Genomic DNA, 17,874 nt, shown 5'->3' on the forward strand with positions numbered 1-17,874 from the left:
GAGAACCGCCGCCACCAACAAAGCCATTAGCGATTCAACAGGTCGATCACGTGAAGCAGCTCTTTGCGCAACTGTTCGACGTCGACGGCAACCGTGGTCGGCGCCGGCGGTGCGACGCCCTCGACCTGGTCGCCCGCTGCGGCCGGCGCACCGTGCGCGCCGCCGCCATGCGAATCGAGCCGGTTGCGCGCACCGTTGATCGTGAAACCCTGCTCGTACAACAGCTCGCGAATCCGCCGGATCAACAGCACCTCGTGATGCTGATAGTACCGGCGATTACCGCGCCGCTTCACCGGCCGCAACTGCGTAAACTCCTGCTCCCAATAGCGCAGCACATGCGGCTTCACACCGCATAGTTCGCTGACCTCACCAATCGTGAAGTAGCGTTTCGCTGGAATCGGAGGCAAGACGACTTTTTCCATCGTCGCTGTCATCGTCAGTTAGCCGTCGTGGTGGGTTGCGCAGGAACGCGCCAGTCGATCAGCGCGTGAAGCTCGCTTCCGCGCCGTTCTCGACCAGAGCCTTCAGCTTTTGACTTGCATGAAACGTCACAACGCGGCGCGCGGCGATCGGAATCGCCTCGCCGGTTTTCGGGTTTCTGCCGGGACGCTGCGGCTTGTCGCGCAACTGGAAGTTGCCGAAGCCGGACAGCTTGACGCTGTCGCCGCTCTCGAGCGCGTCGCGGATCACCTCGAAAAACGCCTCGACCATGTCTTTCGCTTCCCGCTTGTTGAGCCCGACATTGTCGAACAGCAACTCGGCAAGTTCCGCTTTGGTGAGCGTCGGCGTTTCAGTTGAAACGGCGGCGGGTGATGTCGGAATTTCTCGAATCATGGCGCTGCGTTGCGCCGTAAGAAGGGCTTCGAAATCACTCGAGTTCATTTCATTCATATCTATCAAATGGCGCGCCAGACAGAAAACAAAGGATGCGGAAACAGCCGTGCAATTGTTAAATGCGGGTTATCCGCGCAACCGTGCGCCATATACTCGAGCCAGACGTTCCACCAGAGTCTGAATGGCCAGATCGACCGTTTCGTCTTGAAGGGTCCCGCCAGTATCTTGCAAGGTAACTCGGAACGCAAGGCTTTTCTCGTGAGCCGCCAGACCACCGGAAGTGTTTGATTTTGGACGGAATTCGTCGAAAAGCGCAACCTTCTGAACGGTCTTGCAGGCGGGCTCGGACTGGGCCTTCTGGAGCTCGTCGAGAAGCGCTTGCACCTCGATTTTCTGATCGACAACCACTGCGATATCGCGTCGCACCGGCGGGAATTTAGACACTTCCGACGGCGTGGGCAATACGCGTTGCATTAATGCGTCCGCTTCAAGTTCAAACAGAATCGGCGCATGCGGTAAATCATATTTTTGCATCCAGCGCGGATGCAATTCGCCAATCCAGCCGATCGCGCGGCCATCGAGTTGGATGCGTGCGCTGCGCCCCGGATGCAGCGCCGGATGCTCCGCTTTCACGAAGCGCGCCGCCGCCGGCGCGAGCAACGTCTCGACGTCGGCCTTCACGTCGAAGTAGTCGACCGTGCGCGCGGATGCGCCCCACTGTTCGTCGAGCGCCGGACCGTACGCGAGGCCTCCGATCATCTTCGGCTGCGCGAAGCCTTCGACCGTCAGCTCGCCCGCCTTGATCGACGGATCGTGCAGGAACACGCGGCCCGCTTCGAACACGCGCACGCGGTCGGCGGCGCGCCGGTTCAGGTTCGTGCGCAGCACGTGGATGAGGCTGCCGAACAGCGTCGTGCGCATGACCGACAACTGGCTCGCGATCGGGTTCAGCAGGCGCACCGGCTTGTCGTTGCCGGCGAAGTCCTGTTCCCACTCGGCGTCGACGAAACTGAAGTTCACCGTTTCCGCGTAATCGCGCGCGGCAAGCGCGTGGCGGATAGTGTGGATCGAGCGGCGCGTTTCGTGGGTCGCGCGCATCTCGCTCTTCGCGACGGGCGGGCGCGCCGGAATCTTTTCGAAACCGTAGATGCGCGCGACTTCCTCGATCAGGTCCTCTTCGATTTCAATGTCGAAACGGTACGACGGCGGCATCACCGAGAAGGTGTCGCCGTCACGTTCGAATGTGAGGCCGAGGCGCGTGAAGATCTGCGCGATTTCGTCAGCGCCGATCGCAACGCCAATGATGCGGTTCGCGCGCGACACGCGCATCTTCACCGGCTCGCGCTGCGGCACGTTGACGATCTGGTCGTCCACCGGACCCGCCTCGCCACCGCAAATGTCGAGGATGAGTTGCGTGATGCGCTCGATATGTTCGACGGTGCTCGCGTAATCGACGCCGCGCTCGAAGCGATGGCCGGCGTCCGTCGAAAAGTTGTACTTGCGCGAGCGGCCGCGAATGCTGTCGGGCCACCAGAACGCGGCTTCGAGGTAGATGTTGGTGGTGTCGAGCGTGACGGCCGTGCTGTCGCCGCCCATGATGCCCGCGAGACTTTCGATATGCCGCTCGTCGGCGATCACGCCCACGGTTTCGTCGACTTCGACGGTGTTGCCGTTCAGCAGCTTGAGCGTTTCGCCCTTGCGGCCCCAACGCACGTCCATGCCGCCGTGGATCTTGTCCAGATCGAACACGTGCGACGGACGGCCCAACTCGAGCATCACGTAATTCGAAATATCGACGAGCGCCGAGATGCTGCGCTGACCCGAACGCTCCAAACGTTCGATCATCCATTGCGGCGACTTCGCACGCGCATTCACGCCGCGGATGACGCGGCCCGAGAAACGTCCGCACAGATCGGGCGCCGAAATTCTGACAGGCAGCGTCTCGTTGAGCTTGACCTCGACTGGCTTGATCTCGAGCGAACGCAACGGTGCGCCGGTGATCGCGGACGTTTCGCGCGCCACGCCGAACACCGACAGGCAGTCCGCCTTGTTCGGCGTCAACTTGATTTCGAAAATGGTGTCGTCGAGATTGAGCGTTTCGCGGATGTCCTGGCCGATCGGCGTATCTTCCGGCAGGATCATCAGGCCGCTATGATCTTCGGACAGCTTCAGCTCGCGCGCGGAGCACAGCATGCCCTGGCTTTCCACGCCGCGCAGCTTCGAGAGCTTGATCGCGAACGGCGCACCGCCCTCTTCGGCCGGCGGCAGTTGCGCGCCGACCAGCGCGACCGGCACCTTGATGCCGGGTGCCACGTTCGGCGCACCGCATACGATGTTCAGCGTCGCGCCCGTGCCGGCGTTCACCTGGCAGACGTTGAGCTTGTCCGCGTCCGGATGCTTGACGACTTCCAGCACCTGACCGACCACGATCTTCGAGGTCGGCGGCGCGGCCGGCCGCAGGTCTTCCACTTCGAGACCCGCCATCGTCAATGCGTGCGACAACTCGTCCGTGGTCAGTTGCGGATCGACAAAGGTTCTCAGCCAGGATTCCGGGAATTGCATGGTTCTGTGTACGTTCTGATCGGTTTAGGTCCACGTGACGCAGAGGCCAACTGTCACTGCTTGTCACTGCGGGACGCTTTGGCGGCAGGCACTGCGTTCGTTGCCGCGCTCTATGCTCGTCGTCGCGCCGTGCGCGTTCGCTCGGGCGCGCTCAGTAGGCGCGCTTATAGGCGCGCTCAGGCAAATTGACGCAGGAAACGCAGGTCGTTTTCGAAGAACAGACGCAGGTCCTGCACGCCGTAGCGCAACATGGTGAGCCGCTCGAGGCCGCTGCCGAATGCAAAGCCGATGTAGCGCTCCGGGTCGAGGCCCATGTTGCGGATCACCGTGGGATGAACCTGGCCGGAACCCGAAATCTCGAGCCATTTGCCCGCGTTCTTGCCCGTTTCGAACAACATGTCGATCTCAGCCGACGGTTCGGTGAACGGGAAATAAGACGGGCGGAAACGCACCTGAATATCGTCGCGCTCGAAGAACTTCTTGAGAAAGTCGGTATAGACGCCCTTCAGATCCGCGAAGCTGATGTTCTCTTCGATCCACAGGCCTTCGACCTGGTTGAACATGGGCGAGTGAGTCGCGTCGCTGTCCACGCGATACGTGCGGCCCGGCACGATCACCTTGATAGGCGGCGTGTTGGTGCGCGCGTAGCGGACCTGCATCGGGCTCGTATGCGTGCGCAGCAGCAGTTGACGGCCGTCGGCATCTTTGCCGTCGACGTAGAACGTGTCCTGCATCGAACGCGCCGGATGGTTTTCCGGGCTGTTCAGCGAGGTGAAGTTGTACCAGTCGGTTTCGATCTCGGGGCCGTCGGCCACGTCGAAACCGATGCTGCCGAAAATCTGTTCGACGCGCTCCCACGTGCGCATCACCGGATGCAGGCTGCCGGCATGGGCGCCGCGTCCCGGCAAGGTGACGTCGATCGCTTCGGCGGCGAGGCGCTGGTTCAGCAACGCGTCGGCCAGCGCCTGGCGGCGCGCCGTCAATGCGGCTTCGACCTGTTGCTTGACGAGGTTGATCCGTGCGCCTTCGGTCTTGCGCGTTTCGGGATCGAGTTTGCCAAGGCCCTTCAACAGTTCTGTCAGCGCGCCCGATTTACCGAGAAAGCGCGCTTTCTCGTTCTCGAGCGTGGTGACGTCGGAGGCTTCTGCGAAGGCTTTTTGCGCGTCGGCGACAATCTGGTCCAGATCCATTGATCCCATCATTTCAACGTCAGTGTTCTATCGAAACAAAACTGGTTCTACCAACAAAAACGGGGCTCGGTGAGGAGCCCCGTTTTTGTTGCAGCGTCACCGAGACTACCGGATGTTCGCTGCAACGAACCACGCAGTGTTAATTGCCAGAAGCGCAATCAGGCTGCAACGGCGGCTTTCACCTGCTGAACGATCGCAGCAAAAGCAGCCTTGTCGAACACAGCCATGTCGGCCAGCACCTTGCGGTCCAGTTCGATCGAAGCCTTCTTCAGGCCGTTGATGAACACGCTGTACGTCATGTCGTGCTGACGCACCGCCGCGTTGATACGCGTGATCCACAATGCACGGAACACGCGCTTCTTGTTGCGGCGATCGCGGTAGGCGTACTGGCCTGCGCGCATGACCGCCTGCTTGGCGATGCGATAGACGTTATTGCGACGGCCGCGGTAACCCTTGGCCAGCTTGATGATCTTCTTGTGACGGGCCCGTGCGGTAACCCCACGTTTTACTCGAGGCATGTCTTGCTCCTATGAGTTTCGGTTAAGGGTTAAGCGAACGGCAGCATTGCGCGCACGGAGTTCAGATCGGAATCATGAACTGCCGTCGAACCGCGCAGATGGCGTTTGTTCTTGGTGGTCTTCTTGGTAAGAATGTGGCGCTTGAAGGCTTGACCGCGCTTGACGGTACCGCCCGGACGCACCACGAAGCGCTTTGCAGCACTCTTCTTGGTCTTCATCTTCGGCATGACAACTCCATTATTAGATGGATATGGGTGTGCGGTCGGCCAGTTGGCCATTACCCGCCCTTCGAAACCCACTCCACTTGGTATGCAGACCGCCGATACCGCCGGCGGCCGCTTTCAGGAAACGGCACGTTTGCACGAGCGCCGCTCCGAAACCTGCTGACGTCGCGCCGGACACCCGGCGTGACGCCACTCGAACTTGACAACCAGAACGCGCGCCACATGGCGCGCCGCCGCTCTGACCGCTTACTTCTTTTTCTTCGGAGCGAGCACCATGATCATCTGGCGCCCTTCCATTTTCGGCATTTGCTCGACCTGACCTACTTCGTCGAGGTCGGTGCGCAGGCGTTCCAGCATGCGCATACCGATTTCCTGGTGAGCCATTTCGCGGCCACGGAAACGCAACGTGATTTTCGTCTTGTCGCCGTCTTCGAGAAAGCGAATGAGGTTGCGCAGTTTGACGTTGTAGTCACCGTCGTCAGTGCCCGGGCGGAATTTGACTTCCTTGACCTGAACGATCTTCTGCTTGAGCTTGGCCTCGTGCTGCTTCTTCGCTTCCGAGTACTTGAACTTGCCGTAGTCCATCAAGCGGCAAACCGGCGGAACCGCTTGCGGCGCGATTTCCACCAGATCCACGTCTTGCTGTTCCGACATGCGGAACGCATCAGCGAGTTTCACGATGCCGAGCGGTTCGTTCTCGACTCCGACCAGACGCACCTCGGGTGCCGTAATTTCACCGTTGATGCGGTGCGCAGACTTATCAGTAGCGATGTTACGTTTCCTCTAAAAATTAAAAAAACGAGCCGGGCTGCCAAGTGGCTCAGTTGAACGACTGCACGTCCAGGCGCAGACGCTCAATGAAGGTATCGGCAGGCATCACGCCAAGGTCGACACCACCACGGGCACGCACGGCTACCGTTTGGGCTTCACGCTCCTTGTCGCCGACCACAAGCAGGTACGGCACCTTCTCAAGCGTGTGCTCACGTATTTTATAGCTAATCTTCTCGTTGCGCAAATCGGCCTCTACTCTAACCCCTTGTTTTTGCAACGATTGGGCTAGAGACTGGGCGTATTCGGCCTGACTTTCGGCGATATTCATCACCACCACCTGCATCGGCGCAAGCCAAGCGGGCATTGCACCGGCATGGTGCTCGATCAGGATGCCGAGAAAACGCTCCATTGATCCGACGATTGCCCGGTGCAGCATGATCGGCCGGCGACGGCTGTTGTCTTCCGCGACGTACTCCGCGCCGAGACGCTCCGGCAGCACCATGTCGAGCTGCAGCGTGCCACATTGCCACGAGCGGCCGAGCGCGTCCTTGATGTGATATTCCACCTTCGGACCATAGAACGCGCCTTCGCCCGGCAGTTCTTCCCACGTCACGCCGCACGCGGTCAGCGCTTCGCGCAGGCCCTGCTCCGCGCGATCCCACGTTTCGTCCGTGCCGGCGCGCGCATCAGGGCGCAGCGACAGCTTGATCTCGACATGATCGAAGCCGAAGTCGCTGTACACGCTCATGGCGAGCGTATTGAAAGCGATCGACTCGCTGATGAACTGGTCTTCTGTACAGAAAATGTGCGCGTCGTCCTGCACGAACCCGCGCACGCGCATCAAGCCATGCAGCGCGCCCGACGATTCGTTGCGGTGGCACGAGCCGAACTCCGCGTAACGCAGCGGCAGATCCCGATATGAGCGCAAGCCGTGGTTGAACACCTGCACGTGACCGGGGCAGTTCATCGGCTTGATCGCGTAGTCGCGCTTTTCCGATTCCGTCGTGAACATATTTTCACGATAGTTCTGCCAGTGGCCCGACGCCTCCCACAGCGACCGGTCCATGATCATGGGCGTCTTGATCTCCAGATAGCCGGCGTCGTTCACGCGGCGGCGCATGTACTGCTCGACCTGCTGCCACAACGTCCAGCCGCGCGGATGCCAGAACACCATGCCCGGTGACTCGTCCTGCATGTGAAACAGGTCAAGCTGCTTGCCGAGTTTGCGGTGGTCGCGCTTTTCCGCTTCCTCGAGCATGTGCAGATACGCTTCCTGGTCTTCTTTCTTCGTCCAGGCCGTACCGTAAATGCGCTGCAACTGCTCGTTCTTCGAATCGCCGCGCCAGTAAGCGCCCGCGACCTTCATCAGCTTGAAGACCTTGAGCTTGCCGGTGGACGGCACGTGCGGACCGCGGCACAGATCGGTAAAGCCGCCGTGCGAGTACAGCTTGATTTCGTCGGTAGCGGGAATCGACTCGATGATCTCCGCCTTGTACTTCTCGCCGATGCTCTTGAAGTAGTCGACCGCTTCGCCGCGCGACACGACGCGGCGCGAAACCGGCTCGTCTTTCTTCGCGAGTTCCTGCATGCGCTTTTCGATCTTTTCGAGATCTTCGGGCGTGAAGGGACGGCTGTAGGCGAAGTCGTAGTAAAAGCCGTTGTCGATCACCGGACCGATGGTGACCTGCGCTTCGGGATACAGGTCTTTCACCGCGTACGCGAGCAAATGCGCCGTGGAGTGCCGAATAATGTCGAGACCGTCTGCGTCTTTTTCGGTGATGATGGCCAGTGACACGTCGCGGTCGATCAACGTGGACGTATCGACGAGCTCACCGTCGATCTTGCCGCCGAGCGCGGCCTTCGCGAGGCCGGGGCCGATGGACGCGGCCACTTCGGCGACGGTCACCGGATGCTCGTACTGTCGAACAGAACCGTCAGGCAGACGTATCGAAACCATTGCGTTCTCCGTGATGCCGACCGGCGGCGGCAGATACAACCATCAAACAAGCCAAAAAAAATGCGGCCCCGCTTTCGAGGGGCCGCATTCACATTTCCTGCAAACTGCACTGGCGAAAGTGGTCCTCGACTAGCGTCGCTCCGAAGTGGTTTCGGTCAACGTTCGCGGTGTCATAACCGTATTCGCCTTTTGCGCCGAGGCGCTTACTGCAGTTTGCGAAATCCCGGCTACGCCGGAATTTCACTTTCGTTGGTAGGCTCGATTGGACTCGAACCAACGACCCCCACCATGTCAAGGTGGTGCTCTAACCAGCTGAGCTACGAGCCTGAAGAAACGAGATTATATGGAGCACCACACTGCTTGGCAAGTACTTTTATGCACCGACTTTAAATCCGCTACTGCCCATCATTTCATGACTCGCGCGATAACCGCATGAGTCCATCAACACACCGTGCTATCACCCTTTACGCGATGCGCGCACGACACCGGTCACTTCGCCGAGCAGCGTGCAGGCGCGCTGGATTTGCGCGGCACTCGACACCTCGACGGTGAATTGCATGAACGCGGCATTGCGGCGCGTCTGCGTCTTCACGCCGATCACATTCATCTTCTCTCTCGCGAACACTTCCGAGATGTCGCGCAGCAGTCCCTGGCGGTCGGTCGCCTCGATCGACAAATCAACCGGATACACCGACTGCCCGCGCCCGCTCATCACGTCCGCGGACCATGCGGTTTGCAGCACCCGCTCCGGCGCGCGCTCGGCCATGCGCATGAACGTCGGGCAATCGCTGCGGTGAATCGACATGCCCTTGCCGCGCGTCACGAAGCCCGAGATGTCGTCGGGCGGCGCAGGCCGGCAGCAGCGCGCGAGCTGCGTGAGCAACGCGTCGACACCGACCACCAGCACGCCCGTCGACGCGCCGCGCGCCACGCTCGCTCCGCTGCTGCGCTTCTCGAATTGCTCCGGCGCCTCGACCACCGGCTCCGGCGGCGGCGCATCGTGCAGCGCCTGCTCGACGAGCCGCAGACTGAACTCTTCCTTGCCCACGACGGAGAAGAGATCGTCGGTGGTCTTGAAGCCGAGCTTGGCGGCAAGCTGATCCAGATTGACCGACGTCTTGCCCTCGCGCTGCAAGGTCTTTTCGACCATCGCGCGGCCGCTTGCGATGTGCTCCTGCAACTCGACCGCATTGAACCAGGCGCGCACCTTCTGACGCGCGCGCGGGCTATGCAGATAGCCGAGCTGCGGATTCAACCAGTCGCGCGACGGACCGCCCTCCTTCACCGCGACGATCTCGACCGTCTGACCGTTTTGCAACTGCGTGTTCAGCGGCACCATCGCGCCGTCGACGCGCGCGCCGCGGCACCGATGCCCCAGCTCGCTATGCAGGTGATAAGCAAAGTCCACCGGCGTCGCGCCATGCGGCAACGCGATCACGCGGGCTTGCGGCGTGAGCACGTAGATATGGTCGTCGTCGAGCGTGGCCTGGCGCAGTTGTTCCCACGGTTGCGCCGCGCGCTTTTCGCCGTGCTCGCCCTCGGACACATCGTCTTTCCATGCGAGCAATTGACGCAGCCACGCGATCTTCTCGTCGTACTTCTCATTGGCCGCGAACTGGCCGCCGTAACCGCGCGTGCCGGCCTCCTTGTAGCGCCAGTGCGCGGCCACGCCGTATTCGGCGAAGCGATGCATTTCGTGCGTGCGGATCTGCACTTCGAACGCGCGGCCGTCGTCGCCGATCACGACTGTATGCAGCGACTTGTAGCCATTCGGCTTGGGCCGCGAAATGTAGTCGTCGAACTCTTTAGGCACCGGTTGCCACAGGTTGTGCACGATACCGAGCACGGTGTAGCAGTCCTTGATGTCCGGCACGATCACGCGAAACGCGCGCACATCGTAGAGTTCCGCGAAGTCCAGTTCCTTGCCGCGCATCTTGCGCCAGATGCTGAAGATATGCTTCGGGCGCCCGCTCACTTCCGCGCGAATGTTGGCGGCGGCGAGTTCCTGCTGCAGGCGTTCAATGGCCTGCGCCACATAAGTTTCGCGCTCGACGCGCTTCTCATCCAGCAGCTTGGCGATGCGCTTGTAAACCACCGGTTCCTCGAAGCGGAACGCGAGGTCCTCGAGTTCCCACTTCAGTTGCCAGATGCCCAGGCGGTTCGCGAGCGGCGCATAAATGTCGAGCGTTTCGCGCGCCACATCCGGCGACGGCGTGAGCTTCGCCGCCGCGTAATAGCGCAGCGACTGCAGCCGCGACGCGAGCCGGATCAACACCACGCGAATGTCCTGCGCGAACGCGAGCAGCATCTTGCGCAATGCCTCGACCTGCGCGCGCCGTGCGGCCTGCGCGTCGCGCCCCGCTTCGGGCATCGTGTTCTGCGCGGCGCGCAAGCTCACGGTGCCAAGGCGCAGCAGCTTGCGCACGTCGCTGACCAGTTGCGCGACTTCTTCGCCGAAGTTGTCGGCGATCACGCGTTCGGGGTCCTGCAAATGCGGCGTCAACGCGAACAGCGCCGCTGCCAGCACGGCCGCCGGATCGACATTGAGCGTGCGCATGATGGACGCGGTGCCCGCCGCGTGATCCGCCAGCAATTCGCCCGATGACAGACGCACCTCGCCCGCATGCAGCCGTACGAATGCCATCGCTTCGTCGAAAGACGGGAGGGGATGCGGCGCGTTCGTAACGGTTTCGGTATTCATGGTGCGCGGCCCAGCGGGCCCTGGCAAATCAACGGAATTTCAACTACGACTGCACGATGCTGCGTTGCTTGGTGCGTCGCTTATCTGCGTCGCCCAACTGCGTTGCTTAGCTACGCTGCGCCGCGACCACGACGATTTCAACGAGGCACTTCGGATTCGCGAGCTTCGCTTCGACTGTCGCGCGCGGCGGCGTCGCGCCTTGTGCGACCCATTCGTCCCACACCGCGTTCATGCCGGCGAAATGCACCATGTCCGAGATGTAGATCTGCACGGACAGCAGATGCGATTTATCGCTGTTGACCTCGGCCAGCAAGCGGTCGATGTGGCCGAGCACTTCGCGCGTCTGCCCCGTGATGTCCTGATCCGCATCTTCGGCGATCTGGCCGGCCAGGTAGACCGTGCCGTTGTGCACGGCGATTTCCGAGAGGCGCTTACCAACATGGTGACGAATGACTGCCATGGAGAATCCTGACGTAGATAGAAGAAGGTTGAATGGAAATGCCGCTTGCATGACCCGAAAGCGTCACGCGGAACTGCATATTATGACGCGTCGTTGCCGGGGCCGATAAAGAACCGCTTCGCAATGTCGATCTGATCCGCCGACAGAAACGCCGGCGCATGCCCGACGCCGCTAATCTCGACGCTCGACACGTCGCGCCCCGTCTCGACCATCTTCGCGACCGTCTCGCGCGACAGCAAATCGGACTGCTCGCCTCTCACCACCAGCACCGGTTTCTGGAACGACGCCAGCGAATGCCATAGCGCGGCCTCGCCGAGTTTCGCGGCTTCTTCGGTGGTCGCGGCGAAGGGCTGCGCGATGCGCGGATCGTAACGAAACAGCCACGTGCCGTTCTCCTCGCGCAAGAGCGGCGTATTGATCTCGCGCCATTCGTCCGGCGTGAGCGGGCCGAAGGTCGTCGCAAGAAACGCCGCGTGATCGATGCCTTGCTGCAGCGACTCGAAACGCGCCGGCTTGCCGAGATAGTCGCCGATACGCTTGACCGCCTCCGGCTCGAGATGCGGACCAACGTCGTTCAACAGCAGTTTGCGGATCGGCGTCTCAGGAAGGCCCGCCAGACCGAGCCCGATCAGGCCGCCCATCGACGTGCCGAACCAGTCGACCGTTTCCACGTCCAGCCGCGCAATCAGCGTGACCATGTCGGCGACATACTGCGGCACGCTATACAGATTGGGGTTGGCAAGCCACGAAGACAAGCCCCGGCCCGCCACATCCGGACACACCACACGGTAGGTGCCGGCGAATTGCGCGGCCAGCCGGTCGAAGTCGCGCCCCGAGCGGGTCAGGCCATGCACGCACAACAGCACGCGCGGATTGTCCGGATCGCCCCACTCCGTGTACGCGATACGATGCAGGCCCGCGGCGCTCGCGCACTGCACATAACGTTGGCGCGGCGTGGGCCGCTCACCGGCGAAGGCGGTCGTTGCAGTCATCTTGGGGTCCTTGCAAAAGCGCTGCGGATTGAGCTTGCGTGCGGGCGCGAATGCTGCGAAAGACCGCCCGCGTCGAATCTTCAAATGATTGCTTCGGACGATTGTAAACCGCTTTGCCGCGTGACAAGGATCGTCCAGACGGCATAGGACGAACGACCCAAAACATCCACCGCATAAGACAAAAGCGGACGAGACTCACGCCTCGCCCGCTTTCTTGCATGCTTCACACAACGCGAATGGTCGACACCGTCAGCCAACGCCTATACGTCAGCCCGACAGCGCCATCAACAACCCAGGATCAGCTAACCGCGCTCACATCCAGCGGCGCGCCCGTCTTCGCCTTGATCTCGTCGACGCTCACGCCCGGCGCCAGTTCGGTGACCTTCAGGCCGTCGTCCGTGACTTCGATCACGCCGAGGTCGGTGATGATCTGATCGACCACGCCCACGCCTGTCAACGGCAGCGTGCATTCTTCGAGGATCTTGTGCTGATCGCCCTTCGCGACGTGCTCCATCAGCACAACCACGCGCTTGACGCCCGCGACCAGATCCATCGCGCCGCCCATGCCCTTGATCATCTTGCCGGGGATCATCCAGTTGGCGAGATCGCCCTTCTTGCTGATCTGCATGGCGCCGAGAATCGCCAGGTTGATGTGGCCGCCGCGGATCATCGCGAATGAATCCGCCGACGAGAAAATCGACGAGCCCGGCAGCGTGGTCACCGTCTGCTTGCCCGCGTTGATGAGGTCGGCGTCGACTTCGTCTTCGGTCGGCGAGGGGCCGATGCCGAGCAGGCCGTTCTCCGACTGCAGCCACACTTCGACGCCCGCCGGAACGTGGTTCGCCACCAGCGTCGGCAGGCCGATGCCGAGGTTCACATAAAAGCCGTCCTGCAATTCCTTCGCCGCGCGCGCGGCCATTTCGTCACGAGTCCATGCCATGATCAGTCTCCTTTCGCGCGGACGACGCGTTGTTCGATGCGTTTTTCCGGATGCGCATTCAGCACGATGCGCTGCACGAAGATGCCCGGCGTGTGAATCGCGTCCGGATCGAGTTCGCCCACTTCGACGATCTCTTCGACTTCCGCGACCGTGATCTTGCCGGCCATCGCGCACATGGGGTTGAAGTTGCGCGCGGTGCGGCGATAGATCAGGTTGCCCGACTTGTCGGCCTTCCATGCCTTGACGAGCGCGACATCCGCAGTCAGCGAATGTTCGAGCACGTAGTGGTTCTCGCCGAATTGCCGCGTTTCCTTGCCTTCGGCGATCAGCGTGCCGTAGCCGGTGTTGGTGAAGAACGCCGGAATGCCCGAGCCGCCCGCGCGCAGTTTCTCGGCGAGCGTGCCTTGCGGCGTGAATTCGAGCTCGAGTTCGCCGGCCAGATACTGGCGCTCGAACTCCTTGTTCTCGCCGACATACGACGAAATCATTTTCTTGATCTGGCGCGTCTCGAGCAGCAGACCGAGACCGAAGCCGTCGACGCCCGCGTTGTTGCTGATGCACGTAATGCCCTGCACCTTCGTATCGCGCAACGCGGCGATCAGCGCCTCGGGAATGCCGCACAGGCCAAAGCCGCCGACGGCGAATGTCTGCCCGTCCTTGACGATGTCTTTCAGCGCCTCGGCGGCGCCTGGATAGACCTTGTTCATCAGTATGTCCCTTCCTTTATGGAAACCCGAAACCGGTTTATTGCGGCTGATACGACGCGTACAGGCCGAGGCCCGACACGTCATTCTAGTCATCCGGGAGACGCATCGCGTGGAGAGAGGACAAAGCCTCGCGCACGCGCGCTCACGGACGCTTCACCGCGTTCTCATGTGCCCGAAAGAGTACGCTCGCCGCGCCATGCGGCACAATACGCAAAAATACATAAGTACTTGCCGCCAGCCCATGCCCGCCCTGGACTATCAAACCGCTTTTCATCTCGCGCCGATCGGGCTCGTGCTGTCGCGTGAACGCATTATCGAAGACTGCAATGACGAACTCGCGTCGATCTTCGGCTGTCCGCGCGCGGCGCTGATCGGCCAGTCGTTTCAGATTCTGTATCCGTCGGCGGACGAATTCGAGCGGATCGGCGCACGCATTCCGCCGATCATGACCGCGCAAGGCAGCTACGCCGACGACCGCATCATGAAGCGCGCCAACGGCGAACTGTTCTGGTGCCACGTGACGGGCCGCGCGCAGCGGCGCACCGACCCGCACGCGGCGGGCGTCTGGACGTTCGAGGATCTGAGCGCGACGCGGCGCGTGGCGGTCGAATTGACGCCTCGCGAACGGGAAATCGCCGCGCAACTGGTGACGGGAAAAACCAGCAAGCAGATTGGCCGCGCGCTCGCCATCAGCCCGCGCACGGTGGATGTGTACCGCGCGCGCCTGATGCGCAAATACGATACGGGGAACGCGACGGAGTTGTTGCAGCGGCTGCTTGGGCACTGAGTCGGAGACAGACCGCGCTCCGAACGTCGCCCCTCGCGAACTTAAGCCGCGCGCTCGGCCGTTTTCACCAGAGCCGCACGCTCGATCGTTGCGCGCAGCAGATCGGGAACCGGCACCGACTTGCCGGCCGCGTAGTCGATCCACACACAGCGCGCGGCGCCGCGCGCATAAACCGTGTTCGGATCGTCCGCGCGCACCAGCTCGAAGCCGGTGTCGAAGCTGCTGCGGCCCGGCGTCGCGACGCTCATGCGGCCGATCACGTCGCCGGGATAATGCAGTTGCTTGAGAAATTCCATCGACGCGTTCACGATCACCGGCCCCTGCCCGTCCGCCTGACTGCCGCTCAGCCCCAACTGCTCGAACCAGGAAATGCGCACCTGCTCCATGTAGCGGAAATAGACCGTGTTGTTCACATGGCCGAATGCGTCCATGTCGCCCCAGCGGATCGGCATCGACATCTCAAAGACTGCGTGAAAATCGCTCATTGTGCTTCTGCTCTTCCTGCTTCTTAAGTGATTGAATCCGGCCTGAAACCAGCGAAAGTCACGCGAGGCCGAAGCCGTCGTCGGCGGCGATCACCGAGCCGTTGATGAACTGCGACTCGTCGGCCGCCAGCAGCAGCAACAGGCCGTCGAGATCCTCGGGCTTGCCGACGCGATGGCGCGGCAACATCGACACGAGCTTTTGCCCCTGCTCGGTCGACCAGTGATGATGATTGATTTCCGTGTCGATATAGCCAGGACAGATCGCGTTCACGTTGATGCCGTGCTTGCCCCATTCGAGCGCCATCGCTTTCGTCATGTGGACGACGGCGGCCTTGCTCATCGAGTAAAGGCCGATTTGCGGCAGCACGCGCAGCCCCGCCATCGACGCGATATTGATGATCCGGTACGACGGTTTTTGCGCATTGTTGCCGCGCATGATCATGCGCTTGGCCACTTCCTGCGCGACGAAAAACGCGCCGCGCGTATTCGTATCGAACACGTACTCGAAGTCCGCGGGCGTGACTTCGGAGAGCTTCTGCGTGGTCGACACGCCCGAGTTGTTCACCAGAATGTCGATGGTGCCGGCTTCGGTCTCCGCGTGCGCGACCGCCGACTTGATGCTCTGATAATCGGTTACGTCCAGCGAGACGACATGCGCCGCGCCGCCCGATGCCTCGATTTCGGCGCGCAGTTCCTTGAGCCGCTCGGTGCGCCGACTCGCCAGCACGACCTTGGCGCCGGCCTGCGACAACACCTGCGCAAAGCGCTTGCCCAACCCGCTCGACGCGCCGGTTATCAACGCGACCTTGCCTTCCAGATTGATCGAACGGCCCATTGTGGTTCCTTGTTCGGTTGTAGTTACGAATGCGGTTGTCAGTCGCGGCCCGCGCTGCACTCGGGTCAATACCGTATCACGAGAATAGAACGCCCGTGCTAATCTCCGTCGATGCGGTTGCAGTGCAAGAATCCATCGCCCACAATACGATCCCGAAAAAAGCATTCTAACGGTAAGAGGAGCATCAATGACCCCCGCAAGTCTCATCGAGCAGTACGGCCCGCGCGAGTCGATGGAATACGACGTCGTGATCGTCGGCGGCGGCCCGGCAGGCTTGTCCGCGGCGATCCGCCTGAAGCAGCTCGCGGCCGGCAAGGGCGTCGAGCTTGGCGTCTGCGTGCTGGAAAAGGGCTCGGAGATCGGGGCGCACATCCTCTCCGGCGCGGTGATGGACCCGCGCGCGCTGAATGAACTGATTCCCGACTGGAAGGAAAAAGGCGCGCCGCTGACGGTCGACGTGACCGAAGACCGCTTCCTGTTCCTCACCGAAACGGGTTCGAAAAGCGTGCCGAACTGGGCGCTGCCGGACAATTTCAAGAACCACGGCAACTACGTGATCAGCCTCGCGAACGTCACGCGCTGGCTGGGGCAGCAGGCGGAAGCGCTGGGCGTCGAGATTTTCCCCGGCTTTCCGGCGGCCGAAGTGCTCTATAACGACGACGGTTCCGTCAAGGGCGTCGCGACCGGCAACCTCGGCATCGGCAAGGACGGCCAGCCGACCGAGAACTTCCAGCTCGGCATGGAGCTGCACGCCAAATACACGCTCTTCTGCGAAGGCGCGCGCGGGCATCTCGGTCGCCAGTTGAACGACAAGTTCAGGCTGCGCGACGGCGTCGATCCGCAGGTCTACGGCATCGGCATCAAGGAACTGTGGGAGATCGATCCGTCGAAGCATAAGCCTGGGCTCGTGATGCACACGGCCGGCTGGCCTTTGCAAACGGACACGTACGGCGGCTCGTTCCTCTATCACATGGACAACAACCAGGTGGTGGTCGGCTTTGTGGTGGGTCTCGGCTACACGAATCCGTATCTGTCGCCGTTCGAGGAATTCCAGCGCTACAAGACGCATCCGGCGATCCGCCAGTTCCTCGAAGGCGGCAAGCGCGTGTCGTATGGCGCGCGCGCGATCACCGCAGGCGGCCTGATGTCGCTGCCGAAGCTGGTGTTTGCGGGCGGCGCGCTGGTCGGCGACGATGCGGGCTTCCTGAACGCATCGCGCATCAAGGGTTCGCATGCGGCGATCAAGACCGGCATGCTCGCCGCCGATGCCGCGTTCGAAGCCGTGCAGGCCGGCCGCCATAACGACGAACTCGCGGCTTATCCGGAGAGCTTCAAGACTTCGTGGCTGCATACCGAGTTGTACCGCGCCCGCAATTTCAAGCAGTGGATGAGCAAGGGCCTGTACCTCGGCACGCTGATGGTCGGCATCGAGCAGAAGCTGTTGGGCGGCAACGTGCCGTGGACGCTGCATCACCAGCATTGGGACCACGAGATGCTGAAGCCCGCGTCGCAATGCACGCCGATCGAGTATCCGAAGCCCGATGGCAAGCTCACGTTCGACCGCTTGTCTTCGGTGTTCATCTCGAACACGAATCACGAGGAGAACCAGCCCGCGCATCTGACGCTGAAGGACCCGACGGTGCCGGTGAACGTGAACTGGCAGACGTATGCAGGCCCGGAAGCGCGTTATTGCCCGGCCGCCGTCTATGAGTTCGTGAAGAACGACGACGGCGGCGAACGGCTCGTCATCAACGCGCAGAACTGCGTGCACTGCAAGACGTGCGACATCAAGGACCCGACGCAGAACATCGTGTGGGTGACGCCTGAAGGCGGCGGCGGGCCGAACTATCCGAACATGTGATGGGTTGAGCTTTGTACCTTCGCAGCGCAGGCGGCCCACGCCTGCGCTGC

At 61.7% G+C, this 17,874-nt stretch carries 17 protein-coding genes and 1 tRNA gene; 2 read left to right on the top strand and 16 right to left on the bottom strand.

All coding sequences use genetic code 11. From position 1 onward, the window contains the following. Positions 1-26: 26 nt before the first annotated feature. From CUJ91_RS12265 to CUJ91_RS12335, 14 genes are all read right to left on the bottom strand, one after another. Positions 27-434, bottom strand: a complete 408-nt coding sequence (locus CUJ91_RS12265; RefSeq protein ID WP_029967632.1) for a MerR family transcriptional regulator — start codon at positions 432-434, stop codon at positions 27-29. A gap of 46 nt (positions 435-480) precedes the next feature. Further along, complete coding sequence (locus CUJ91_RS12270; RefSeq protein WP_006052505.1) at positions 481-891, bottom strand: integration host factor subunit alpha; 411 nt, start codon at positions 889-891, stop codon at positions 481-483. Positions 892-960: 69 nt separating this feature from the next. Beyond that, complete coding sequence (gene pheT, locus CUJ91_RS12275; RefSeq protein ID WP_114156288.1) at positions 961-3,396, bottom strand: phenylalanine--tRNA ligase subunit beta; 2,436 nt, start codon at positions 3,394-3,396, stop codon at positions 961-963. 176 nt (positions 3,397-3,572) lie between these two features. Then, on the bottom strand, positions 3,573-4,586 hold the full coding sequence (pheS, locus tag CUJ91_RS12280) for a phenylalanine--tRNA ligase subunit alpha (RefSeq protein ID WP_006052503.1): 1,014 nt from the start codon (positions 4,584-4,586) through the stop codon (positions 3,573-3,575). Between the two features lie 158 nt (positions 4,587-4,744). Next, positions 4,745-5,104 (bottom strand): 50S ribosomal protein L20, encoded by a 360-nt coding sequence (rplT, locus tag CUJ91_RS12285; RefSeq protein WP_006052502.1) that lies wholly within the window; start codon positions 5,102-5,104, stop codon positions 4,745-4,747. Positions 5,105-5,133: 29 nt separating this feature from the next. After that, a complete protein-coding gene (rpmI, locus tag CUJ91_RS12290; protein ID WP_006052501.1) occupies positions 5,134-5,331 on the bottom strand; it encodes a 50S ribosomal protein L35 in 198 nt (65 codons plus the stop codon). Between the two features lie 243 nt (positions 5,332-5,574). Beyond that, positions 5,575-6,099, bottom strand: coding sequence for a translation initiation factor IF-3 (gene infC, locus CUJ91_RS12295; protein WP_081435533.1), 525 nt, complete (start codon positions 6,097-6,099; stop codon positions 5,575-5,577). A 49-nt stretch (positions 6,100-6,148) separates the two neighbouring features. After that, positions 6,149-8,056 (bottom strand): threonine--tRNA ligase, encoded by a 1,908-nt coding sequence (thrS, locus tag CUJ91_RS12300; protein WP_029967636.1) that lies wholly within the window; start codon positions 8,054-8,056, stop codon positions 6,149-6,151. Between the two features lie 250 nt (positions 8,057-8,306). Further along, positions 8,307-8,383, bottom strand: a tRNA-Val gene (locus tag CUJ91_RS12310). Positions 8,384-8,513: 130 nt separating this feature from the next. Further along, positions 8,514-10,757 (bottom strand): RelA/SpoT family protein, encoded by a 2,244-nt coding sequence (locus tag CUJ91_RS12315; RefSeq protein WP_053858502.1) that lies wholly within the window; start codon positions 10,755-10,757, stop codon positions 8,514-8,516. Between the two features lie 106 nt (positions 10,758-10,863). After that, entirely contained in the window at positions 10,864-11,217 is a 354-nt protein-coding gene (locus CUJ91_RS12320; protein ID WP_006052435.1) for a RidA family protein, read from the bottom strand. A gap of 80 nt (positions 11,218-11,297) precedes the next feature. Further along, complete coding sequence (locus tag CUJ91_RS12325) at positions 11,298-12,209, bottom strand: alpha/beta fold hydrolase (protein WP_114156724.1); 912 nt, start codon at positions 12,207-12,209, stop codon at positions 11,298-11,300. Between the two features lie 298 nt (positions 12,210-12,507). Next, positions 12,508-13,149, bottom strand: a complete 642-nt coding sequence (locus CUJ91_RS12330) for a CoA transferase subunit B (RefSeq protein ID WP_006052433.1) — start codon at positions 13,147-13,149, stop codon at positions 12,508-12,510. Between the two features lie 2 nt (positions 13,150-13,151). Further along, positions 13,152-13,856: a CoA transferase subunit A gene (locus CUJ91_RS12335; protein WP_006052432.1), complete on the bottom strand. Its 705-nt coding sequence runs from the start codon at positions 13,854-13,856 to the stop codon at positions 13,152-13,154. A gap of 241 nt (positions 13,857-14,097) precedes the next feature. Here CUJ91_RS12335 and CUJ91_RS12340 point away from each other — a divergent pair, with 241 nt between their 5' ends. Beyond that, positions 14,098-14,643, top strand: a complete 546-nt coding sequence (locus CUJ91_RS12340; protein ID WP_114156289.1) for a PAS and helix-turn-helix domain-containing protein — start codon at positions 14,098-14,100, stop codon at positions 14,641-14,643. A gap of 41 nt (positions 14,644-14,684) precedes the next feature. On the opposite strand, the gene CUJ91_RS12345 is transcribed toward CUJ91_RS12340, so the two are convergent. Together CUJ91_RS12345 and CUJ91_RS12350 are read right to left on the bottom strand one after the other, a co-directional pair. Next, a complete protein-coding gene (locus CUJ91_RS12345; protein ID WP_006052430.1) occupies positions 14,685-15,128 on the bottom strand; it encodes an acyl-CoA thioesterase in 444 nt (147 codons plus the stop codon). A gap of 58 nt (positions 15,129-15,186) precedes the next feature. Continuing rightward, positions 15,187-15,963 carry an SDR family oxidoreductase gene (locus CUJ91_RS12350; protein WP_006052429.1) on the bottom strand — a complete coding sequence of 259 codons (777 nt, stop codon included), beginning with the start codon at positions 15,961-15,963 and terminating at the stop codon, positions 15,187-15,189. Between the two features lie 187 nt (positions 15,964-16,150). Here CUJ91_RS12350 and CUJ91_RS12355 point away from each other — a divergent pair, with 187 nt between their 5' ends. Next, positions 16,151-17,824 carry an electron transfer flavoprotein-ubiquinone oxidoreductase gene (locus CUJ91_RS12355; protein WP_029967643.1) on the top strand — a complete coding sequence of 558 codons (1,674 nt, stop codon included), beginning with the start codon at positions 16,151-16,153 and terminating at the stop codon, positions 17,822-17,824. Positions 17,825-17,874: the final 50 nt, after the last annotated feature.

The organism is Paraburkholderia graminis (assembly GCF_003330785.1).
In the GTDB taxonomy this organism is placed as follows: domain Bacteria; phylum Pseudomonadota; class Gammaproteobacteria; order Burkholderiales; family Burkholderiaceae; genus Paraburkholderia; species Paraburkholderia graminis.

What these genes read in the sequence shown, in the direction of transcription:
- CUJ91_RS12265 (WP_029967632.1), bottom strand. Translation starts at nt 434, where the DNA reads ATGACAGCGACGATGGAAAAAGTCGTCTTGCCTCCGATTCCAGCGAAA.
- CUJ91_RS12270 (WP_006052505.1), bottom strand. Translation starts at nt 891, where the DNA reads ATGAATGAAATGAACTCGAGTGATTTCGAAGCCCTTCTTACGGCGCAA.
- pheT (WP_114156288.1), bottom strand. Translation starts at nt 3,396, where the DNA reads ATGCAATTCCCGGAATCCTGGCTGAGAACCTTTGTCGATCCGCAACTG.
- pheS (WP_006052503.1), bottom strand. Translation starts at nt 4,586, where the DNA reads ATGGATCTGGACCAGATTGTCGCCGACGCGCAAAAAGCCTTCGCAGAA.
- rplT (WP_006052502.1), bottom strand. Translation starts at nt 5,104, where the DNA reads ATGCCTCGAGTAAAACGTGGGGTTACCGCACGGGCCCGTCACAAGAAG.
- rpmI (WP_006052501.1), bottom strand. Translation starts at nt 5,331, where the DNA reads ATGCCGAAGATGAAGACCAAGAAGAGTGCTGCAAAGCGCTTCGTGGTG.
- thrS (WP_029967636.1), bottom strand. Translation starts at nt 8,056, where the DNA reads ATGGTTTCGATACGTCTGCCTGACGGTTCTGTTCGACAGTACGAGCAT.
- CUJ91_RS12315 (WP_053858502.1), bottom strand. Translation starts at nt 10,757, where the DNA reads ATGAATACCGAAACCGTTACGAACGCGCCGCATCCCCTCCCGTCTTTC.
- CUJ91_RS12320 (WP_006052435.1), bottom strand. Translation starts at nt 11,217, where the DNA reads ATGGCAGTCATTCGTCACCATGTTGGTAAGCGCCTCTCGGAAATCGCC.
- CUJ91_RS12325 (WP_114156724.1), bottom strand. Translation starts at nt 12,209, where the DNA reads ATGACTGCAACGACCGCCTTCGCCGGTGAGCGGCCCACGCCGCGCCAA.
- CUJ91_RS12330 (WP_006052433.1), bottom strand. Translation starts at nt 13,149, where the DNA reads ATGGCATGGACTCGTGACGAAATGGCCGCGCGCGCGGCGAAGGAATTG.
- CUJ91_RS12335 (WP_006052432.1), bottom strand. Translation starts at nt 13,856, where the DNA reads ATGAACAAGGTCTATCCAGGCGCCGCCGAGGCGCTGAAAGACATCGTC.
- CUJ91_RS12340 (WP_114156289.1), top strand. Translation starts at nt 14,098, where the DNA reads ATGCCCGCCCTGGACTATCAAACCGCTTTTCATCTCGCGCCGATCGGG.
- CUJ91_RS12345 (WP_006052430.1), bottom strand. Translation starts at nt 15,128, where the DNA reads ATGAGCGATTTTCACGCAGTCTTTGAGATGTCGATGCCGATCCGCTGG.
- CUJ91_RS12350 (WP_006052429.1), bottom strand. Translation starts at nt 15,963, where the DNA reads ATGGGCCGTTCGATCAATCTGGAAGGCAAGGTCGCGTTGATAACCGGC.
- CUJ91_RS12355 (WP_029967643.1), top strand. Translation starts at nt 16,151, where the DNA reads ATGACCCCCGCAAGTCTCATCGAGCAGTACGGCCCGCGCGAGTCGATG.